General features: G+C 30.3%; 16 protein-coding genes. 10 read left to right on the top strand and 6 right to left on the bottom strand.

What is annotated here, in order from left to right; all coding sequences use genetic code 11:
- Window positions 1–64: 64 nt before the first annotated feature.
- Entirely contained in the window at window positions 65–754 is a 690-nt protein-coding gene (locus Q4Q34_RS01235) for a peptidoglycan DD-metalloendopeptidase family protein (protein WP_303317357.1), read from the top strand.
- 196 nt (window positions 755–950) lie between these two features.
- Here Q4Q34_RS01235 and secA read toward each other — a convergent pair whose 3' ends face one another.
- The 6 genes from secA to Q4Q34_RS01205 all read right to left on the bottom strand — a co-directional run bounded on the left by secA (window position 951) and on the right by Q4Q34_RS01205 (window position 10,224).
- On the bottom strand, window positions 951–4,304 hold the full coding sequence (secA, locus tag Q4Q34_RS01230; protein WP_303317358.1) for a preprotein translocase subunit SecA: 3,354 nt from the start codon (window positions 4,302–4,304) through the stop codon (window positions 951–953).
- A gap of 178 nt (window positions 4,305–4,482) precedes the next feature.
- Window positions 4,483–4,704 carry a DUF2795 domain-containing protein gene (locus tag Q4Q34_RS01225; protein ID WP_019387375.1) on the bottom strand — a complete coding sequence of 74 codons (222 nt, stop codon included), beginning with the start codon at window positions 4,702–4,704 and terminating at the stop codon, window positions 4,483–4,485.
- Window positions 4,705–4,864: 160 nt separating this feature from the next.
- Window positions 4,865–5,440 (bottom strand): cob(I)yrinic acid a,c-diamide adenosyltransferase, encoded by a 576-nt coding sequence (locus tag Q4Q34_RS01220; protein ID WP_303317359.1) that lies wholly within the window; start codon window positions 5,438–5,440, stop codon window positions 4,865–4,867.
- Between the two features lie 377 nt (window positions 5,441–5,817).
- Window positions 5,818–7,413: a hypothetical protein gene (locus Q4Q34_RS01215; protein ID WP_303317360.1), complete on the bottom strand. Its 1,596-nt coding sequence runs from the start codon at window positions 7,411–7,413 to the stop codon at window positions 5,818–5,820.
- Between the two features lie 54 nt (window positions 7,414–7,467).
- A complete protein-coding gene (locus Q4Q34_RS01210; RefSeq protein WP_303317361.1) occupies window positions 7,468–8,238 on the bottom strand; it encodes an O-methyltransferase in 771 nt (256 codons plus the stop codon).
- Between the two features lie 123 nt (window positions 8,239–8,361).
- Window positions 8,362–10,224 carry an ABC-F family ATP-binding cassette domain-containing protein gene (locus Q4Q34_RS01205; protein WP_303317362.1) on the bottom strand — a complete coding sequence of 621 codons (1,863 nt, stop codon included), beginning with the start codon at window positions 10,222–10,224 and terminating at the stop codon, window positions 8,362–8,364.
- Between the two features lie 111 nt (window positions 10,225–10,335).
- Between Q4Q34_RS01205 and Q4Q34_RS01200 the strand changes: the two genes are divergently transcribed.
- From Q4Q34_RS01200 to Q4Q34_RS01160, 9 genes are all read left to right on the top strand, one after another.
- Window positions 10,336–11,124, top strand: coding sequence for a polysaccharide biosynthesis/export family protein (locus Q4Q34_RS01200; RefSeq protein WP_303317363.1), 789 nt, complete (start codon window positions 10,336–10,338; stop codon window positions 11,122–11,124).
- An 11-nt stretch (window positions 11,125–11,135) separates the two neighbouring features.
- On the top strand, window positions 11,136–13,595 hold the full coding sequence (locus tag Q4Q34_RS01195; protein WP_303317364.1) for an exopolysaccharide transport family protein: 2,460 nt from the start codon (window positions 11,136–11,138) through the stop codon (window positions 13,593–13,595).
- A gap of 23 nt (window positions 13,596–13,618) precedes the next feature.
- Window positions 13,619–14,458 carry an ABC transporter permease gene (locus tag Q4Q34_RS01190; protein WP_303317365.1) on the top strand — a complete coding sequence of 280 codons (840 nt, stop codon included), beginning with the start codon at window positions 13,619–13,621 and terminating at the stop codon, window positions 14,456–14,458.
- Between the two features lie 2 nt (window positions 14,459–14,460).
- Window positions 14,461–15,696, top strand: a complete 1,236-nt coding sequence (locus tag Q4Q34_RS01185; RefSeq protein ID WP_303317366.1) for an ABC transporter ATP-binding protein — start codon at window positions 14,461–14,463, stop codon at window positions 15,694–15,696.
- Entirely contained in the window at window positions 15,689–17,764 is a 2,076-nt protein-coding gene (locus Q4Q34_RS01180) for a methyltransferase domain-containing protein (RefSeq protein ID WP_303317367.1), read from the top strand. Before Q4Q34_RS01185 ends, Q4Q34_RS01180 begins: the two co-directional genes overlap by 8 nt.
- Complete coding sequence (locus Q4Q34_RS01175; RefSeq protein WP_303317368.1) at window positions 17,764–18,660, top strand: hypothetical protein; 897 nt, start codon at window positions 17,764–17,766, stop codon at window positions 18,658–18,660. Before Q4Q34_RS01180 ends, Q4Q34_RS01175 begins: the two co-directional genes overlap by 1 nt.
- Before the next feature lie 48 nt (window positions 18,661–18,708).
- On the top strand, window positions 18,709–19,710 hold the full coding sequence (locus Q4Q34_RS01170; RefSeq protein WP_303317369.1) for a hypothetical protein: 1,002 nt from the start codon (window positions 18,709–18,711) through the stop codon (window positions 19,708–19,710).
- Between the two features lie 340 nt (window positions 19,711–20,050).
- Entirely contained in the window at window positions 20,051–21,118 is a 1,068-nt protein-coding gene (gmd, locus tag Q4Q34_RS01165) for a GDP-mannose 4,6-dehydratase (RefSeq protein ID WP_303317370.1), read from the top strand.
- Between the two features lie 47 nt (window positions 21,119–21,165).
- Window positions 21,166–22,092, top strand: coding sequence for a GDP-L-fucose synthase family protein (locus Q4Q34_RS01160; RefSeq protein WP_303317371.1), 927 nt, complete (start codon window positions 21,166–21,168; stop codon window positions 22,090–22,092).
- Window positions 22,093–22,094: the final 2 nt, after the last annotated feature.

Genomic DNA, 22,094 nt, shown 5'->3' with positions numbered 1-22,094 from the left:
AAAAAACACTCCAAAGTTGAAACAAATAAACTCTGAAATGTTTTATAGTATCGAAACTTAAGATATGATTTTAAAAGACTTTTCATATTTTCTTTCTTCCATTAGTAATGAACCACTTCGGGTATTGGATGCATCTATTCCAAATACCAAATACATATCTTTAGATTTATCAGAATCTAATGAAACTTTGAATAGTATTGATGTATCCTCATCATCGAAATTGAATGAATATGTTAATAATCATATTAAAAAGCATAATGCCTTGGTGGCTTATGGGGGGTATTTAGAAGTTCGAAATATATATAAACGCAGTTCACATTTTAACAAACAAGCAGAAGACGGACGTAATATTCATTTAGGTATCGACTTATGGTGTCTTGCCAATACACCAATTTATGCACCTCTTGATGCTACTGTTCATAGCTTTAAAAATAATACGAACTATGGTGATTATGGTCCAACCATTATTTTAAAACATACGATCAACAAAGTCGTATTTTACACACTTTATGGGCATTTGAGTTTAGCGTCTATTAAAGATTTAAAAGTAGATCAAACTTTTAAACAAGGAGAGCAGATTGCGATTCTTGGAGACTTTGCAGTAAATGGTGATTATCCACCACATTTACACTTTCAAATTATAAAAGATATACAAAACCATATGGGGGATTACCCTGGTGTTTGCAGTAAAAAAGATTTAGAATTCTATATTGAAAACTGTCCAGATCCTAATACTCTAATGAAGCATGTATAGCGCGTTTAAACTCACATTATTTAGATGGTTGTTAATTTGGGATAATAAAATATATTGCTTTTTGAAAAGCATTCATGTATTTGATTAAATCACCATGTTTTTTGTTGAATAAGTTCATTTTTACTGAAATTATTGTATTAAAAAAGACTGCCTTTTTTGGGCAGCCTCTTTTAAATTATATAAAGTTAAACAAGGATTATTCTTCAACCAAGACCCATTCACCTTTAGCGATTAATGGTTCGGCTTGTTTATATTTAACAGTTTTGTTTTCGCCATTCATAACATGTTTTATTGTAACACGATCGTTACGACCAATTTTTGGCTTGTCTCGAACTATCGTTTCTACAACTTCTTGACGACGTTGTGTATTTCCAGCAGCTCTATTTTGTGCAGAGCGTTCATCTAGATTAGGAATTTCGTCTTTTTGAGTATTTAATTTTTCCTGCTTACGAACACGTGCTTCTTGAATAGTATTTTGAGTTTCCTGTGGTAACTCACCTTTAAATAAGAATGAAATAACATCTTTATTTACTTGGTCTATCATTTCCTTAAACAACTCAAAAGACTCAAATTTGTAGATCAGTAATGGGTCTTTTTGTTCGTGTACTGCTAATTGAACGGATTGTTTTAACTCATCCATTTTACGTAAATGTGTTTTCCAGGCATCATCTATAATGGCAAGCGTGATATTCTTTTCAAAATCGGTTATTAATTGTTTACCGTTGGTTTCATAGGCCTTTTCAAGATCGGTAACAACATTTAAACTTTTAATGCCATCTGTAAATGGAACAACGATACGTTTAAATTTATCGCGTTGTGTTTCATATACATTTTTAATTACTGGGAATGCAATGTCTGCATTACGAGTCATTTTTTCCTTGTAATGCTCGAAAGCCGCTTTGTATATTTTTGATGTGATTTCTTGAGCAGAAAGGTTTCCAAATTCTTCTTGAGAAACTGGGGAATTCATTGAGAAATAACGAATTAATTCAAACTCGAAATTTTTATAATCGTTAGCCCCTTTGTTTGTTTCTGAGATTCCTTCAGAAGTATCAAAAATCATATTTGCTAAATCTACACGAAGACGCTCTCCAAATAATGCATGGTGACGGCGTTTATATACAACTTCACGTTGTGCATTCATAACATCATCGTACTCTAATAAACGCTTACGCACACCGAAGTTGTTTTCTTCAACTTTTTTCTGTGCACGTTCGATAGATTTCGAGATCATAGAGTGTTGAATAACTTCGCCTTCTTTCAGTCCCATTTTATCCATCATTTTTGCGATACGTTCGCTACCAAATAAACGCATTAGGTTATCTTCTAACGACACGTAGAATTGTGAACTTCCTGGATCTCCCTGACGACCTGCACGACCACGTAACTGTCTGTCCACACGACGTGAATCATGACGTTCTGTACCCACTATAGCTAATCCACCAGCAGCTTTAACTTCATCAGATAGCTTAATATCTGTACCACGACCTGCCATGTTTGTGGCAATAGTTACTTGTCCTGATTTACCTGCCTGATCAACAATATCAGCCTCTTTTTTATGTTGTTTTGCATTTAATACGTTATGAGGTATTTTACGAATGCTTAACATTTTACCTAGTAATTCACTAATTTCTACAGAGGTTGTACCGATTAGAACTGGTCGGCCTGCTTGAGATAGTTTGGTAACGTCATCAATAACTGCATTATACTTTTCACGTTTTGTTTTGTAAACTAAATCTTCTCTATCATCTCTGGCAATAGGTCTGTTAGTTGGAATTTCAACAACATCTAGTTTATAGATTTCCCAAAATTCACCAGCTTCGGTAACAGCTGTACCTGTCATACCTGATAGTTTGCGATACATTCTAAAGTAATTTTGAAGCGTTACAGTTGCAAAAGTTTGAGTAGCGTCTTCAATTTTTACATTTTCTTTAGCTTCAATCGCTTGGTGTAATCCGTCGCTATAACGACGACCATCCATAATACGACCTGTTTGCTCATCAACGATCATCACTTTATTATCCATGACCACATATTGTGTATCTTTTTCGAATAAAGCGTATGCTTTTAAAAGTTGATTAAGTGTATGGATACGTTCAGATTTCACACCAAAATCCTTGAACAAGTCTTCTTTTAAATTGGCTTCTTCTTCCGCAGAAAGGTTTTGCTTTTCAATTTTAGCAATTTCAAGCCCTATTTCCGGTAAGATAAAAAAGTCTGGATTATCTTTTCCTGAGAGATAATCAATCCCTTTATCGGTCAATTCAATTTGATTATTTTTTTCTTCGATAACATAGTACAATTCAGCATCAACCTTTGGCATTTCTCGGTTGTTGTCCTGCATGTAGAAATTCTCCGTTTTTTGAAGCAGCATCTTTACACCTTCTTCACTTAAAAACTTAATAAGTGCTTTGTTTTTAGGAATACCACGATATACTCTAAGGAGTTGAAAACCGCCTTCTTTTGTGTCACCTGTCTTAATTAGTTTCTTCGCTTCAGCTAAAACACCGGTTAAATATTTACGTTGTACATTAACAATATCGTCTACTTTAGGTTTTAATTCTGTAAATTCATGACGTTCTCCTTGAGGAATTGGCCCAGAAATAATTAATGGTGTACGAGCATCATCTACTAATACGGAATCCACCTCATCTACAATCGCATAATTATGTGGGCGTTGTACTAAGTCGTCCGGAGAATGCGCCATATTATCACGTAAATAATCGAACCCAAATTCGTTATTAGTTCCATAAGTGATGTCTGCGTTATAGGCTTTTCTTCGTTGGTCTGAATTTGGTTGATGGTAATCAATGCAATCCACACTTAAACCATGGAATTCAAAAATTGGTGCCATCCAAGCGCTATCACGTTTTGCCAAGTAATCATTTACCGTAACTAGGTGAACCCCTTTTCCAGCAAGGGCATTTAAATATACAGGAAGTGTTGCTACTAGCGTTTTCCCCTCACCAGTTTGCATTTCTGCAATTTTACCTTGATGCATGGCGATACCACCTATGAGTTGTACATCATAATGAACCATGTCCCAGGTGATTGGTTTTCCGGCAGCATCCCAAGAGTTTGCCCAAACCGCTTTATCATCTTCTAAAGCGACATATTCTTTGGTTCCAGATAATTCTCTATCAAAAGTGTTTGCTGTAACAGTAATGCTTGTATTGTTTGTAAACCGCTTTGCAGTTTCTTTAACTACAGCAAAAGCTTCAGGTAAAATATCGTTTAAAACAGCTTCAGATGCATTGTAAGCATCATCTTTTAACTTATCAATATCTTGGTAGATGTCTTCTCGTCTGTCTATATCTTCTGTGTTTTCAGCTTCTTCAAGAAGATTTGATATTTGCTCATTAATACTTTTAGTAGCTTCAGCTATTTTTCCCTTAAACTCAGATGTTTTGCCTCGTAATTCATCATGAGATAATGCTTCTAATGAGGCTTCAAAGGTTTTAACTTGATTTACTATAGGGTAGATGGCTTTGACATCTTGTTTGGACTTGTCTCCAACAAATACTTTAAGTACAGAATTTAAAAAACTCATGTGTTTATATTTTAATTTTTACTCAGAAATTATTCTATGAGTAGTATTTTTTGTTATGTTTGACTTAATTGCTTTTGTAAAGCATTCAAAGATACATTTTGTTATGTTGTTTTATAAATATTAAGACAAAAAAAAAGCCTCAAATCGAGACTTTTTAACTATTCTTTATGCTTATTTATTAATATTCATCTTCATTCCAGAGGTAATCTTCATCGGTTGGATAATCAGACCAGATTTCTTCAATGGAATCGTACGAATCTCCTTCATCTTCGATTGATTGTAAATTTTCAACAACTTCTAACGGTGCACCCGTTCTAATAGCGTAATCTATCAACTCGTCTTTTGTTGCTGGCCAAGGCGCATCACTTAAATAAGATGCTAATTCTAATGTCCAATACATTTTCTATTGTGTTTAATTTTTTGCAAAAATAATTTTTTAGTTTAAACAGACAAGAAAAAAATGAATTATTTAATCGTTAATTTTAAAGAACATATCTTTTTTTAATCTAAACAGGCGAAATTATTAATGCTTTGTTACTATTTTGCAAGCTATTTTTATGTTAAGATTCTTTTTCGGGAACCCACTTAATTTCATTTGCTTGTAAATCGTAAGACAATTTTCGTGCCAATACAAAAAGATAGTCAGAAAGGCGGTTTAAGTACATTAATGCGCTAGGATCAATTTCTTCAATATCATTAAGAGATGTAGCTAAGCGCTCTGCTCTGCGACATACACAGCGTGCTATGTGACAGAATGACACGGTTTGATGTCCGCCCGGAAGTACAAAATGTGTCATAGGAGGAAGTTCGGTATTCATAGCATCCATTTCTTTTTCTAAACGCTCAATATTTTCAATAGAAATCTTAGGGATATTTAAGCGCTCTTTTCCGTTTTTTAAAATGGCTTTTTCTGGATCGGTAGCTAAAATTGCTCCTACGGTAAAAAGTCTATCTTGAATATGAATTAATAAATCTTTGTAGTGCTGATTAATCTCCTGATCGCGAATTAAACCTAAGTGCGAGTTTAGTTCGTCAATGGTCCCGTAACTTTCAATACGAATATGATGTTTTGGTACGCGCGTACCTCCAAATAATGCCGTAGTGCCTTTATCTCCTGTTTTGGTGTAGATTTTCATCTGATAGTTATTATTTCTTTAGAGGTCAGATGTAATTCGCTAAGTATATTTTTAGTTTAGCGAGATAAATCTATTTTACTCATTTCATGATTCAAAGTTAAATCATTTCTTGTAAAGGCGCAAAGACACAAAGTTTTATGTGTTCTCTCTTAAATTTTTGCTATTAAATTTACGAGTGTTTTTCTTTCCTGATTTCTTTTTTTGCTGGTGTCATTTTCTTTGAAGTTTCAGCCTTTTCTATTACGAAGTTTGCATTCATTTATTTTACTTATTATTATTACTTAAGCTCGCATTATGTATTATAGAAAATCTATTACAGATAAAATCTATTGCAAAATCTATAGATTTACTGTGTTTTAACCTGGACTCATGAAAATTTAGTGTTTGATTAATTCAAAAGGAATATAACCCATTTCAAAGCGATGTGGTTTTCCATTTTTCAATGGCGGTTTTAAATATTTTGGCATCTGCTCAATAATGGATTTAATTTGACTAAGTATAGGGTCTTTGGTATTTGTAGTGCTTATTTTTTCAGTTTTAACCATATTATTAATTTGTAATGTGCCCTCTTGAGAAATATATGCCTGTAGATTTATAAACGGTGGTTTTGGTAAGCCACTGCTTTTTGTTAATTTATATGAATCGTTTTTAGAATTGAATTTATTTACTATATAATTTTGAATTTGATCAATATTAAATTCTTTTATATTATCTATATCCTTGCATTTATAACACTGTTTAAAGTTGCCTACGGATATCCATTGGAACTCATTATCACATAAAACTTGTTTTTTATCCGTTACATTTCTTATAATGTTAAGTGAATAGATTCTATCAATAGACTTATCTAAATTAATTAAATCCAAAGGAAATTTCTTAAAGGCTCTTATAATGCTTTTACTTAGTTTTTCATTTTTTGTATTTGTCTCAATATTAGATAAATTACCTTTTTTATTAAAACTAAAAAGCAGCTTGATTACAGGTCTTCTAGGGGTTAAGTTGGCTGAATTAATATTTTTAGTTGATAATTCTTGTCTGAAATGTTTCGTAAAAAGATTATTTTCAAGGTTAGAGATCTTTGTTTTAGTAAGATCTTCAACAATATAAAGTAAAACTATTCTGTTTACAGCAGACTCAAAAGCTATTCCATTTCTTCTTGCAGGTTTTATAATTTTTGCTGCAAAAAGATTAAGTATTCTTATGATTTCTTTTTCAATAGTTTCGTTATATGAATAACATTTTAAATCTTTTAATTGGCCTTTTTTGTCAATTTTAAAATGAATGTTCGTTTTTAATTCACCAATTATTTCTTCTTTTTTTAATAAGTCATTGTTTAAATTATTGATAATGAAGTTCTCAAGATATGTTTTAAAACAATCATATGCGTCATTAAATGCAATGTTTTGACAATCACCAGATATGGGAAAACGTTCAAATACATCAGATATGCTAGAATCAGCATTTAGTTTTTTTTTGTTAGCTTCTTTTTGAGTTGATAGTGTGCTGTTGTCTTGATAATTATCAAACACAGGGGGGTAATCACTCACTATAACAGAACTAGCATTGATGATACTTTTATCACCTTCTTTTGATAATAATTGTATTTTATTTTTAGCTTGATGTAAATCTGAAAGATTAGGTACTTCTTCTAGTAAAAATTCTTTTAAAAGTTTTTCTAACTTTTTATTAAGGTCTCTTTTTCCTGTATAAATTCTAAAATTCCAAGGCTTTCCCATTTGATCTACTTCAAATTGAGCTCGTATGCTATTGTCTAAATTGGGATTAGTAGAATAATCCAATGAAATTAGTTCATCAGGATGGATACGCTGTTTTAAAAAATTAGAAAGTTTATTTTCTGTAGATGGTCTGTTTAAACTTTGAAATGATTTTTCTTCTAGTTTTTTATCCATCAATTTAAACTGAGAAAAAGCATTTAAACTAAAAAGTAAAAACAGGGTTAATAATTTGTTCATTTTTTTTAATTAATGATTTTTAAAATGATTTAATTTTTAAAAGATATGAATTTACTAAACTCTAATAACAAAATGCTCTTTAACCTGTTCTTTTCTGAAAAATACAAACCCCCAGAAAAAAGTATTAATGGTAACAGATACTTTAGGGTGCTGTTTAATGCTTTCCCATGCTTCGGTCATGCCTTTAGACCAATAAATATCATCAAAAATAAATATGGAGTAGTTATTAGCTGTTTGTACAAGTGTTTCGAAATACTCTAAGGTCGCTTCCTTTTGGTGGTTCCCATCAAAAAAAACAAGATCGTAGTTATTGGGTAATAATTGGTTTATGATAGTATTAAAGTCACCAGTTTTAATATCTATATTACTTAAATTGGATTTTTTGAAATTTACTTTTGAAAATTCTGAAATATTAGGACAGCCTTCAATAGTAGTAATTTTAGATTCATGATTTGCTAAACTCATGGCATGTGTTGAAATCCCAAGAGATGTACCTAGCTCTAAAATAGTTTTGGGATTGAAATAATTTACTAATCGGTATAAGAGTTTTGCTCTTTTATTCGTTGAACCTGCATTTTTTGCCATTGATGAAATAGTACGTTCTTTTTGTTTCATCACATGTGACCCTGCTCCTAAATCACTTACTTCAATACTTGTTTTATTTTTTAGAAGGTCTTTTCTGTAGTTTAATATGTGCTTATAGGTATCATAATTCGTTTTGTCATAAAAACACTTAGTAATCAAATTATAAACAAAAGGGGAGTGTACACCATGTTGATTGGTAGATTTTACTAAAAATTTTATGTATTGAATGATTTGATACATGTTTCAGTGTTCAGTTGGCAGTCGTAGTGTTCAGTTTCAGTGGAACAGTTGCAACGATCAGTTGTTTGTCTTTAAATTAAAAAAACTTAAATTCTTTGTGTTTTGGTGACTTTGAGAGCCAAACTATTCCTCAAGTTTCGACGACAACTCAAACCAACGTTCTTCTTTAGCTTCAATAGTATCTATGATTTTTTGTAATTCATCAGATAGTTTGTTGATATCGTCCTGTGTTAGTTCAGGATTATTAAACTTGTTTTCTAATTCTTTTTTATCAAAGGCCAAAGAGTTTAATTTACTTTCAATGTTTTTAAGTTCCTTTTCTTCGTTGTAAGACAATTTATTAGAATCATTTTTCTTCCAAGCATTTTTATCTTTTTTATCTTCCTGAGTATTTGAAATTACGGGTTGACTATCTTCATAAACTCTATAGTCTGTATAATTTCCAGGAAAATCTTCAATAACACCTTCACCTCTAAATACAAACAGGTGATCAATAACCTTATCCATAAAATAACGGTCGTGAGATACAACAATGACGCATCCAGGAAAATCTAATAAAAAACTTTCAAGCACATTAAGTGTTACGATATCTAGATCGTTTGTTGGTTCGTCAAGAATTAAGAAGTTAGGGTTCTGAATTAAAACGGTACATAAGTACAAACGCTTTCGTTCTCCACCACTAAGCTTTTCAACAAAGTCATATTGCTTTTTTCTACTGAATAAAAAACGTTCCAGAAGCTGTTGTGCACTTATTTGTCTGCCTTTCTTTAAAGGAATATAATCTCCAAATTCCCGAATGACATCAATAACTTTTTGTTCAGGTTTTATAGTGATGCCATTTTGAGTGTAATATCCAAATTTAACCGTATCTCCTTTAACAACTTTACCTGAGTCTGGTTGAGCGGTTTGGGTTAATATGTTTAAAAATGTGGTTTTACCTGTGCCATTTTTTCCAATAATACCAGCGCGTTCCCCTTTTTGAAAGGTATACTCAAATTTGTCAAGTATCGTTTTGTCTTTAAATGCTTTAGATACTTTATGAAATTCTAAAATCTTACTACCGAGTCGTTCCATGTTCAGCTCGAGCTGAACTTCATGGTCGTTTCTTCGTTGATGTGCACGATGTTTTATGTCTTGGAAATCATCAATTCGCGACTTCGATTTAGTGGTTCTGGCTTTAGGTTGACGACGCATCCAAGCAAGCTCTTTTTTGAACAGTTGTTTTGCTTTGCCTACTTCAACAGATTCTTGCTCGATTCTAGCTTCTCGTTTTTCTAGATAATATGAATAATTGCCTTTATAACTGTATAGTTTGCCTTCGTCTAATTCGATAATTTCATTACAAACACGCTCTAAAAAATAACGATCGTGCGTTACCATAAATAGCGTAATATTTTCTTTAGCGAAAAACGCTTCCAGCCATTCAATCATTTCTAAATCTAAATGATTAGTTGGCTCGTCAAGAATTAATAAATCTGGTTTGTTTATTAGCGCATTGGCAAGCGATAACCGTTTTTTTTGTCCACCAGAAAGTGTACTCACTTTTTGACTTAAATTATCTAGTTTTAATTTGAAAAGAATCTGTTTGTAAAGTGTTTCGAAATCCCAGGCTTGGTGTTGTTCCATTTGCTCAAAAGCTATTTGATATGCTTCTGAATCTTCTGGGTTTAAAAGGGCTTTTTCGTAATTAGCAATGACTTTTAAAATAGGATTATCGCTCGCGAAAATAGTTTCTTCAACAGTTAAATTGTTATCAAACTTAGGATCTTGTGATAGAAATGATACAGCAATACCTTTTCTATAGATTACAGAACCAGAATCGGCTTCATCATCTCCCGAAATAATATTTAGAATAGAGGTTTTTCCTGTTCCATTTTTCGCTACAAAAGCAATTTTTTGATCTTTATGTACACTAAAAGAAATGCCTTCAAAAAGCGTTAGCTCTCCATAGGATTTAGATATATTTTCAACTGTTAAATAATTCAAAGGATTTTTTTTTACAAATAACGGATAAAAAACCAAAAAACCGGTCATAAGTTTTATTGTTCAAGACGAAAACTTATATTTGTCATAAATCATATCCCCACTTATAATATAATGAAGCGACTTTTTTGGTGTTGTATTTTTGTTTTTGGTATTTTATGTACTTCGTGTATAACCAATAAAGATCTTGTCTATTTACAAGATAAAGGAACAAAAGCTAATGATTCTTTAATGATTCGGCAATTATCAAAACCTTATCGAGTTCAGGTGAATGATATTTTGAGTATAAAGGTAAAAGCTTTAGATGAAGAGCTAGTAGGGATATTTAACCCTGTTGGAGAGAATAATTTTGGACAGGGACAAGGCTCACTATATTTTAATGGTTTTACTGTTGATTTACATGGTAATATAGAATTTCCTGTTTTAGGAGAAATTAATGTTTTGGGTTTCACAATTGATGAAATAAAAAATAAGGTTCAAAGCGAACTTTTAAAACAATATTTTAAAGAAACTGCTGAAATATTTGTGACTGTAAAATTATCTGGATTACGTTATACAGTTACTGGAGAAGTTAGCGCAGGAGTTTACACCTTATTTCAAGATCGGGTTAATATAATAGAGGCTTTAGCTAATGCTGGAGATATTCCTCCCACAGGTGATAGAAAAGATATTTTGGTAATTAGGCAGTACCCAGATGGGCAAAAAATACATCATATAGATTTAACAGATATTAATGCCATGCAATCTCCATTTTATTATATACAGCCCAATGATATTATATTAGTTAAACCATTGAAACGTAAAGCTATAGGCGCAGGGCAAACTGCAATACAAAATTTAACGACAATAGCATCTATTTTGTCGGTATTGGTATCAACGTATTTTTTAACTAGAAACCTTTAAAATTCTATAAAATGGAAGAAGAATTTGATGTGCCTGAGTCAGCATCAACGTCAACATTTGATATAAAAGCTTTTGTAATTAGAGTTTTAAGTTATTGGAAGTTATTTGTATTGTTTATTGGTGTTGGTGTTTTTATAGTGTATCAACAAAATATTCGAAAACAGCAATCCTATAGGTTAGGTACTCAAATTTCAATTGAAAATGAATCCAATCCATTATTTACATCAACAACCAGTTTAACCTTTAATTGGGGTGGTGTTTCTGATAAAGTACAGACAATCATGAATTCTCTAAGATCTCGATCTATTCATGAAAAAGTTGTTGACAATCTTGAGTTTTATGTTACATACTTAAAACAATCCAGATTTAGAAAAGACGATATATATTCCTATGCCCCCTTTAAAATTGATTTAATACCTAATACAAATCAATTGTTAAACACCCCTGTAAGAGTTACGTTTCTTGATAATAATAAGTATGAACTTTATATTAATTTTGAATCTAATTTAGTTCAGGCTCAGAATTTTACTGATAAAAGTAAAGTTGACTTAGATATCCCTTTAGGAGAAATTAGAAAGGAATTTAATTTAGGCGATACTATACAACTCCCTTATTTAAATGGCGTTGTATATTTAAAAGAAGGTCGTAAAACCACATTGAATGAAGAATACTATTTAAAGTTTAATAATTTTGATGGAGTAGTGAGCAATTATAGAAGAAAATTGTCCATAGATAATCCAAAAAACTCTCCTATATTAAATTTAAGTATTGTAGATGTTAATAAAGCTAAAATTGTTGATTATTTAAATGAAACTGTAAAAGTTTTAAGTGAAGACCAACTTAACAGAAAAAATCAATTTGTAACAAATACAATAGAGTTTATTGATGGGCAATTAGACAGAGTTAAATCACAATTAACTTCAAATGCCGATTCTTTAAATGATTATAAACAAAGGAATAAGATATTTAATTTAAATGATGAAAGTATTGCTATAAATAATAAATTAACTTCATTGGAGTTAGAAAAAGATAATAATAAAAGAAAAATTGCCTACTATGCTAGTTTAAAAACTTACCTTGAAACTAGTGATACGTTTACAGAAGTGCCAGCTCCAGCGATTGCTGGTCTTGAAGACTCTAATATAGTTTCTAACATAAGTAAGATTAATAGCTTATCAGTACAGAAATCAAAATATAGTTCAACGGTTAGAAAAGATGCCACTATTTTTGCTGACCTTGATAGGGAAATAGATGGTTTAAAAGCGGTGCTTTTAGAAAATATTAGCTCAGCAACCAATGAGATAAAAAGAGAATCGCAATCTATAGATGTAAAAATTGCTCAAGAAGAATCAAAAATAAGAAAATTGCCTAAAGCACAACAAGAATTGTTTGATATACAAAGGCAATATTCATTAAGCGAGCGAACATATAATATGTTTTTAGCTAAACGAGGTGAAGCCGATATCATTAAATCTGCAAGTGTTTCTGATATATTGATAATTGATAAAGCAAAAGATACAGGTGCAAGACCTATAGATTTAAAATTAAGTTCTCGCTATTTATTTGCAATTATTGGAGGGCTATTACCTCCTTTATTACTCGCATTTTTATTAACTTTTTTCGATACTAAAATACATACTCCTCAAACTTTGGAAAATCTGTCTAAGATTCCTTTGTTAGGTGTTGTAGGAAAAAATAATTTAGAAAATAATTTAGTGGTTCATTTAAAGCCAAAATCGACTATTGCAGAAGCTTTTAGAGCAATACGGTCTAGTTTGCAGTACATGTATAAAAAACATAATTTACAAGGGACAAAGACTGTGGTAGTTACTTCTTCTGTTAGCGGAGAAGGGAAAACATTTTGTTCAATAAATATTGCCACTGTGTTTGCTATGAGTGGAAAAAAAACGGTATTAGTAGGTTTAGATTTAAGAAAACCGAAGATATTTGGAGATTTTGAAATTGAGAATGATATTGGAGCAGTTAATTATTTGATTGGACAAAAGACATTTGATGAGGTTTTACAGCATACTAAGGTGTCCAATTTAGATGTGATTACATCTGGACCTATTCCTCCAAACCCGTCAGAGTTACTTATATCTGAAACTATGGATTCACTGATGGAAAAGCTAAAAGAAAACTATGATTATATTGTTTTAGATACGCCTCCTATAGGTTTAGTTGCTGATGCTTTAGAACTTATAGAATATGCTGATGCTTCTATTTATGTTATTAGGCAAGATTATACCAAAAAAGGTATGATTAATCTTATAAATGATAAGTACAGTAAAGGAGAAATACAGAACCTAAGTTTTCTTTATAATGGCTATAATCAAAAGGGTAAATACGGTTACGGCTATGGTTATGGTTATGGCTATGGTTATGGTTATGGAAGTTATGCCAATGGTTACCATGATAACGAAGAAAAGGAGAAAAAGATCAAAACTGTAATAAAGTCATTTTTTAAATAATTTTTAAAAAAAAGTTATAAATATTGGAATCTAAAATATATAAAAAAGGAAATAACTTAAGTGCATTAAAACTCTTAAGGAATAGTTTGATAGATATTTATAGTTCTAGATTTTTGGCACGCCAATTCGCAGAACGAGACATAAAGGCACAGTACAGGCAGTCTTATTTAGGGATTTTATGGGCTTTTATACCCCCCTTAGCAACTGCATTTGTTTGGGTTTTTTTAAATAGTACAGGTACAGTAAAACTTTCAGAAACGGGAATTCCTTATCCACTCTATGCATTCACAGGAACATTAATTTGGTCCATAATTGTATCAGCAATAAATACGCCCTTACAAAGTACTAATGCAGCAAGAGGTATTATGACAAAAATTAATTTCCCAAAAGAAGCCTTAATCATTTCTGGTATTTATAAATTGTTATTTAATAGTGCCATTAAAATTTTACTTCTCTTGTTATTTGTTATCTTTTATGGAGTTGGTTTTAATTGGAGTTTATTGTTACTACCATTTGCAATTTTTGGAGCAATTTTGTTTGGTATTACTATAGGGGTGCTTATTGCTCCAATAGGCCTATTGTATACAGATGTAAAAAGGCTTATTTCTTTTGGAATGCAATTTTTAATGTATATAACTCCAGTTGTTTATGCTATACCTCAAAAAGGGCTTATGAATATTTTTATGACTTGGAATCCAATAACTCCCATGATTTTAACTACTAGAGATTTGATAGTTGGTGTAAATTCTGGTTATCTATCTTATTTTTTCATAGTCTTAGCATGTAGTATTCCATTTTTACTAATTGGGCTAATTTTTTATCGTATTTCCATCCCTATTATTGTAGAACGTTTAAGTGCTTAAATATGGAAGGTAGAGAAGTTTTAGTAACGTTAGAAGGAGTAAGTAAAAAATTCTGTAAAGATTTTAAAACTAGTTTATGGTATGGTGTTAAAGATTTATTAAGTAATGTAAAAGGGAATAAGAAGGAAAGATCATTACGACCAAAAGAATTTTGGGCCGTTAAAGATATTAATTTCGAGTTACGCCGTGGTGATTGTTTGGGTCTCGTAGGAAACAATGGTGCTGGAAAATCTACATTGTTAAAAATTTTGAATGGTTTAATTAGTCCAGATGCAGGAACAATAACAATAAAAGGACGCGTTGGGGCTCTTATAGAGTTGGGTGCAGGCTTTAATCCTATATTATCCGGTAGAGAAAATATATATAACAATGGGGCTATATTAGGGTTTAGTCGAAAAGAAATAGATACAAAGCTAAACGAAATCATCAATTTTGCAGAATTAGAAGAATTTATTGATATGCCAGTACAAAATTACAGTTCTGGTATGAAAGTACGTTTGGGTTTTGCTGTAGCAGCTCAAATGGAACCAGATGTTCTTATTATTGATGAGGTATTAGCTGTGGGAGATGTCGGTTTTAGAATAAAATGTATGAATAGAATTTCTGAGATGCTGAATAATTGTGCTGTAATATTTGTCTCTCATTCTATGCCCCAAATAGCTCGAATTTGTACAAAGGGATTATTGATTGAGAACGGTAAGAAAAAGTTGTTAACAGATAACGTAGGAGAACTTGTGGAAGGGTATTATAAACTTTTTGAAGATAATTATAAGTCCAATGAAATAAATCCGTACGGAATTGAGATTAATAATTTCAAAGTTAATGGATTTGAAGTTAATAAAGATGGTGTTTCACTAAATTTAAAGAAAGAGGAAAGCATAGAAGTTGCTTTTTCATTTAAATGTCCCTTAGAGATAAAATCATTTTCTGTTCATTTACCAATAACAGATGAGCAAATGATCCATGTTGCTTTAACATCTTCTTTGGTCAATTTAGGAACTAGTTCAAACCATGGAGGTGATATTTCAGTAAAATGTAAAATTCCCTGCTCCTTTACTAATGGCAAATTTTATTCAGGTATTACGATTATAGAAACTTTAGGCGGTCCTGAGCATTTTAACATTGGAAAAACGTTATACAAAAAGGAAAATTGTTTTAAGTTTTTTGTTAATAATTCACCTTTAACAACATCTGTTCCAATTTTATTAAACTCTAAATTTTCTATAAATAATGAATAAGTGTCCTTTATGTCAATCACAAATAAATGAGTTACTTTATACAAATTCAAGAGGTAATAAATATCTTGAAAATTATGTTTGTGATAACTGTGGGTTTATATATACTTATCCTCGTATTTCCAATGAAGAAATAAATCGATTATACTTAGAAGGAGTTTTTTCTAAAGAGGCAAGGAAATCTAGTGAACCAGATTTAAAAAAGTTTAGGCAAACAGAAACCTGGGCATTAGAACGATTACATCTTCTTGAACAAAAGCTTCCAGTTTTTTTTTCATCTCCTAAAACTTGTTTGGAAATTGGATGTGGAACCGGAAGTTTTTCTTGGTTACTTAGGAGTAGAGGACATAATGTTAAAGGTATAGAACCAGATTCCGTATTTGTAAATAGTGCTCTTAAAAGATATGATATAGATGTAGAAACGTTGCTTTTTGATGATTTTAATGATTCAAAAATGTACGATTTTATATGTAATTTTCATGTGATAGAACATGTCTTAGATCCTCGCCAATTTGTGAAAAACATGTATCAAAGATTAAAAAGTAATGGGTGTATTTATATTGAATGCCCAACAATAGATAATATATATACTAATGATTTAGATACTTTTTTTTGGGATGTACATGTTAACACATTTTCTAATAGAAGTTTGTCAAGGCTTTTAGAAAGCGAGGGGTTTTCTGTAAATGAGGTTTTTATGAGCAGAGGATTCGTTTCAGTTATAGCATCTAAAGGAGTTGAGGGAAAAAATAGTTCTGATAATAAAGAAAAAGAAAGGGTCTTAGAAATAGTAAGAAAAGCGAAAAAAAATAAATATGAAGACAATACAAAAAATAATACTCTTCGCAAATATAAAAGAAAGTTAAAAGGTTTTGTTTTAAGTAATAAAAAGAATGCGATCATTAAAAAAAATCTAAAAAAAATATTAAAGAATAATAATTCTATTAATGTTTTGCCTCAAATAAAACTTATTGATTCTAAAAAATATAGCAAGTCGCTATTTCATGTTTCGGCTTTTAATTATGTAAATGCAGGAGATACTTTACTTCCTTTAGCTCTACAAGATACTTGGTGTGAAGTTGATAATTCATTGAGCTGGAATAACCAGCAAGTTTATCCAATAGTTAATTTAAAATTAGTTGAAAAAATAAATAAATCTAAAGGCCTAATTATAGGAGGAGGAGGACTATTTTTAAAAGATACTAATGCAAATAATATTAGTGGTTGGCAATGGCCATGTTCAATAGAAATGTTATCTAAAATAAAAGTCCCTATTGTATTTTATGCGGTAGGATATAATAGATTTAGAGATCAAGAAGAATTTGAGCCATTTTTCAAAGAAAATATAAAGGCTTTTACAGAAAAGGCTGTCTATCTTGGTTTAAGAAACACAGGAAGTATAGAAGCTATCAAAAAATATTTACCAGATTATTTACATACTAAACTGAGATTTCAACCTTGCATGACCACCTTTTTATCTGAACTTTATTCAAATCAAATTGATTTTAGTAAAGAAAAGGAAAATTTTGTGGCTTTCAATGTTGCATTTGATCGTTCACATTTGAGATTTGGTAAAAAGATAGGAAACATTTTAACCGATATATCAATTGTTTTAAAGGAACTTTCAGAATTAATTCCATTGAAATTTTACAGCCATATGTATTCAGATGAATCCATAATTCCATTTCTGCAAAGTCATGACGTAAAATATGAATTAGTTAGATTAAATGATTCGCATCCAAAAAGAATTGTAGAGGAATATATAAAACCAAAACTTGTAATAGGAATGAGAGGGCATGCACAAATGATTCCTTTTGGTTGTAAAACACCTATATTATCAATAATATCTCATAACAAAATGAAATGGTTTTTAGATGATATTGATAAACCCGAATGGGGGGTTGATGTTTTAAATCCTAATTTTAGGAATGAATTTAAAGCAAAAGCCTTAGAGGCACTTTCAGAAATAGATAGTAGAATTTCCTATATTGAAAAAAAGCAAAAGGAACTTTACTTATTATCTCTAAAGAATGTCGATGAAGGTCTAATTGCCATGAAAAAACAGGTTTAATGCCAAAAAAAGAATATATTTTGGTACTAGGTTCAGGGAAGAGTATTTTAGACTTTTCACTTGAAGATAAACAAATACTTGATGAATGTTTCATAAAGTTGGCAATCAATAAGTTTTCAGCTTTTTATGAAAAAGCAGGAATAAAGCCAACACATATTTATTTTGAGGATGTTCATGATGAATCATCGATTTTAATGCTGAAACATATTTTTAAATTATTTAGAAGAAAGAAAAATAAAACAACTTTTATTATTTCTGAGTTATATAAAGATCAACTCTATAAAGAATACTTTGTTTATATTTTTATAAAAACTATACATCATTTTAAAGTGTTTTTTAATTTGATTTTAGTGAAATTAGCAAGAAATACATTAAAATTGATTAGTGTAAATATGTTTAATAAATATGTTTTCCACCTTGCTAAATTTTTAAAAACTAAACCTTTTTTATTATACAATTTAGTTCCCAAAAAATCTATAATTCAATTTATAAAAGTTAAGCACTGTGAAATTAAAGAAGATTTTTGGGCATCTTCTTTAAAAGACCCATTATATCATTTTAAAGGTAGTTTTTCTAGCGTTTTAAATTATATTTCAATTTGTTTTCCAAACAAAATTATTCTGTTGGCTGGAGTAGATTTTGATTCCCCTGATTATTTTTTTGAAGAAGAATTGAATAAGCTAAATTTTAACACCAGAGACTGGACGTATAATTTAAGAAAAAAACATAACAAGCATTTTAGCATAATAGAAACTGATGGGGTAAAGATAGATGATGCTTTACCATTTATGCTTAAAAAATTGAAAGAAACAAACAATAAAATTTATTCTTTAAATAAAAAATCTTATTTAGTTAAAAAGGGTTTTGTTGAGAAAATTAATGTGGAAGATATTTAGAATAAATGTTTGGTTTTTTTTATAAAACTATAAAATTAATATCAATAGATGAAAATAGCATTTACTATTTGTTCGAATAATTATTTGGCACAAGCTAAAGTCTTGGGAGATTCATTATTACAAAAAGATCCAAATTATAAGTTTGTGATTGGTTTATGTGATGAATTTTCAGATGCAATTGATTATACTTTTTTTGAAAATATCGAGATCATTCCTGTAGCTAAAATAAATATTTATTGTTTTGAAGAAATAATTAAGAAGTACCATATTGTAGAATTGAATACTTCAATAAAACCTTCATTTTTTAAATACTTTATTGAGAAGTATGATGATTTAGAAAGTATTATTTATTTTGATCCCGATATTCAAATTTTTAATGATTTTTATTCAATAGAAGAGTTTTTAAAAGTTAATGATATACTGTTAACACCTCATATTTTAAAACCTGTTTCAGTAGATAACTTAAAACCAGTAGAAAATACATTTTTAAATTTTGGCATCTATAATTTGGGGTTTATTGCTTTAAATCCTAAATCAAAAAACACATCAAAATTATTAAATTGGTGGGAAGAACGAACATTGAAAATTGGTTTTGATAAAGTGTGTGATGGTTTATTTGTTGATCAGCTATGGATTAACTTAGTTCCTTTGTTTTTTGATAAAGTAAAAATTATAAGAGAATTAGGCTTTAATGTTGCTCCTTGGAATTTGCATGAAAGAAATAATATTAAAAAGATAGACCAAGGATATTTAATGGAGGACAATTCTAAATTGATTTTTTATCACTTCAGTTCATATAATTATAAAACTCCAAATATCTTATCAAAATATTATAATAGGTATGATAAAATATTATTATCAAGCGAAGTAAATAAATTATATTCTCAATATCATGAGAAGTTAATTAAAAACAAAGTTGATGAATTTTCTAAAATAGATTGTTTTTATTCAAAAGAAGAAATATCCAAAATTGAAAAAAGAAAAAGTGTTTTTACTATTTTGAAAAACAATTTATTACCACCAATAGTTCTCAGGTTATTAAGAAAATAATTGATTAAGTTAAAGATGAAAATTCTGAATAATAGCAGTTAACTACAATAATAATCCAGACCTGCAAAGAACCCTACAATATGTTCAAAGTTAAACCTGAACTAATTTTGAACACATTATAATTGATTGGTGCAGATATGATCTTGAATTTTGGCAAAAAATTTATAGAAGATTTTGGCTATAAAATAGATTTCTTTAAAAATATTAGTTAGTTCATTGCTTAATTAATAATTATTTGCAAATCTATGAGAGTTAATGTTTTAAGCAAACCAAAATGAATAATAAGAGTATAATTATTTATAAATTTAGGTCGATGGACTAACGTATAATAAAAAGGAATATGAAAAAAGCCTTAATAACAGGAGTAACAGGGCAAGATGGTGCATATTTGGCAGAATTGCTTCTTGGCAAAGGGTATGAAGTGCATGGTATTAAGAGACGAGCTTCGTTGTTAAATACAGATAGGGTTGACCACTTATACCAGGATCCACATGAAAAAGGTGTGCGCTTTAGATTACACTATGGTGATTTAAGTGATTCTATGAATATAACTAGAATTATTCAAGAAGTTCAACCCGACGAAATCTATAATTTAGGAGCTATGTCTCATGTAAAGGTGAGTTTTGATACACCAGAATATACTGCTAATATCGATGGTTTAGGGACATTAAGAATCTTAGAAGCTGTACGATTATTAGGTTTATCATCAAAAACGCGTATTTATCAAGCTTCAACTTCAGAGTTATATGGTTTGGTACAAGCCATACCACAAAACGAAAACACTCCGTTTTATCCACGTAGCCCTTATGGAGTTGCTAAGTTGTATGGATATTGGATTACAGTTAATTATAGAGAAGCTTATAATATATATGCTTGTAATGGTATATTGTTTAACCATGAGTCTCCATTACGAGGAGAAACATTTGTTACCCGTAAAATAACAAGAGCAGCTTCTAAAATCGCATTAGGTTTACAAGATGTATTATATATAGGTAATTTAAATGCAAAACGAGATTGGGGTCACGCCAAAGATTATGTAGAAGCCATGTGGCTAATGTTGCAACAAGATGAAGCAGAAGATTATGTGATCGCCACTGGTGTAACAACTACTGTGCGTGAGTTTGTGAAAATGGCATTTAGTCATGTTGGAATCAGTTTGAAGTTTAGTGGAATTAATGAGAAGGAGATAGGAGAAGTAGTAGCATGTTCAAATCCAGACTATCAAATACCTGTTGGTCAAATAATAATTAAAATAGATCCTGAGTATTATAGACCAACAGAAGTAGATTTATTAGTTGGTGATGCTTCAAAATGTAAACAAAAATTAAAATGGTCACCAAAATACGATCTTAAAGCTTTAGTTGAGGATATGATGATTTCCGATTTAAAGTTATTTAAAGAAAAATAATGTTTTAAGAAGCAATTCGCGATTGTGTAATTACTTAAAAAAATAAAATGGAGCTATCGTCTAAAATTTATATTGCAGGTCATAATGGTATGGTTGGATCTGCTATCCTTAGATATTTAAAACAAAAAGGCTATACAAATTTTTTATTGAAAAGCTCAGCAGAATTAGATTTGACTAATCAAGAAAAAGTGGCTTTGTTTTTTGAGTCAGAGAAACCTGACTATGTGTTTTTAGCAGCAGCAAAAGTAGGGGGAATTGAAGCTAATAATACATATAGAGGACAATTCTTATATGAGAATCTAATGATTCAAAATAATGTCATCCATCAAAGCTACGCTCATAAAGTGAAAAAATTACTATTTTATGCTTCATCTTGTATTTATCCCAAATATGCATCACAGCCAATAAATGAAGATGCTTTGTTAACAGGATCCCTGGAGCCAACAAATGAACCTTATGCTATCGCCAAAATAGCAGGCATTAAATTATGCGAAAATTATAATAGGCAGTACGGCTGTAATTTTATTTCTGTTATGCCAACTAATTTGTATGGGCCTAATGATAATTATGATTTAAATAATTCCCATGTATTACCAGCTTTGTTACGTAAATTTCATGAGGCGAAAATAAATAATAAATCTACAGTTGAAGTATGGGGTACAGGTGAGCCAAAAAGAGAATTCTTGCATGTAGATGATTTAGCAGCTGCTAGTTTTAATTTAATGCAAAATTATTCTTTAGATATTTCTGTAAATATAGGAACAGGAACAGATATCTCTATTAAAAATTTAGCCGAATTAATCAAGAAAATAGTTGATTATAAAGGAGAGATTATTTGGAATAATGATAAACCAGACGGTACACCACGAAAACTATTAGATGTATCTTTGATTAATAGCCTAGGCTGGAAATATAGTATAGAATTAGAAAATGGTATACGTGAAGTTTATACTAACAAGTTTTTAAAAAAATAAGA

This window comes from Flavivirga abyssicola (genome assembly GCF_030540775.2).
Lineage (GTDB): Bacteria > Bacteroidota > Bacteroidia > Flavobacteriales > Flavobacteriaceae > Flavivirga > Flavivirga abyssicola.
This window is presented reverse-complemented; position numbering and strand designations above follow the sequence as displayed.

What these genes read in the sequence shown, in the direction of transcription:
- Q4Q34_RS01235 (WP_303317357.1), top strand. Translation starts at nt 65, where the DNA reads ATGATTTTAAAAGACTTTTCATATTTTCTTTCTTCCATTAGTAATGAA.
- secA (WP_303317358.1), bottom strand. Translation starts at nt 4,304, where the DNA reads ATGAGTTTTTTAAATTCTGTACTTAAAGTATTTGTTGGAGACAAGTCC.
- Q4Q34_RS01225 (WP_019387375.1), bottom strand. Translation starts at nt 4,704, where the DNA reads ATGTATTGGACATTAGAATTAGCATCTTATTTAAGTGATGCGCCTTGG.
- Q4Q34_RS01220 (WP_303317359.1), bottom strand. Translation starts at nt 5,440, where the DNA reads ATGAAAATCTACACCAAAACAGGAGATAAAGGCACTACGGCATTATTT.
- Q4Q34_RS01215 (WP_303317360.1), bottom strand. Translation starts at nt 7,413, where the DNA reads ATGAACAAATTATTAACCCTGTTTTTACTTTTTAGTTTAAATGCTTTT.
- Q4Q34_RS01210 (WP_303317361.1), bottom strand. Translation starts at nt 8,238, where the DNA reads ATGTATCAAATCATTCAATACATAAAATTTTTAGTAAAATCTACCAAT.
- Q4Q34_RS01200 (WP_303317363.1), top strand. Translation starts at nt 10,336, where the DNA reads ATGAAGCGACTTTTTTGGTGTTGTATTTTTGTTTTTGGTATTTTATGT.
- Q4Q34_RS01195 (WP_303317364.1), top strand. Translation starts at nt 11,136, where the DNA reads ATGGAAGAAGAATTTGATGTGCCTGAGTCAGCATCAACGTCAACATTT.
- Q4Q34_RS01185 (WP_303317366.1), top strand. Translation starts at nt 14,461, where the DNA reads ATGGAAGGTAGAGAAGTTTTAGTAACGTTAGAAGGAGTAAGTAAAAAA.
- Q4Q34_RS01180 (WP_303317367.1), top strand. Translation starts at nt 15,689, where the DNA reads ATGAATAAGTGTCCTTTATGTCAATCACAAATAAATGAGTTACTTTAT.
- Q4Q34_RS01175 (WP_303317368.1), top strand. Translation starts at nt 17,764, where the DNA reads ATGCCAAAAAAAGAATATATTTTGGTACTAGGTTCAGGGAAGAGTATT.
- Q4Q34_RS01170 (WP_303317369.1), top strand. Translation starts at nt 18,709, where the DNA reads ATGAAAATAGCATTTACTATTTGTTCGAATAATTATTTGGCACAAGCT.
- gmd (WP_303317370.1), top strand. Translation starts at nt 20,051, where the DNA reads ATGAAAAAAGCCTTAATAACAGGAGTAACAGGGCAAGATGGTGCATAT.
- Q4Q34_RS01160 (WP_303317371.1), top strand. Translation starts at nt 21,166, where the DNA reads ATGGAGCTATCGTCTAAAATTTATATTGCAGGTCATAATGGTATGGTT.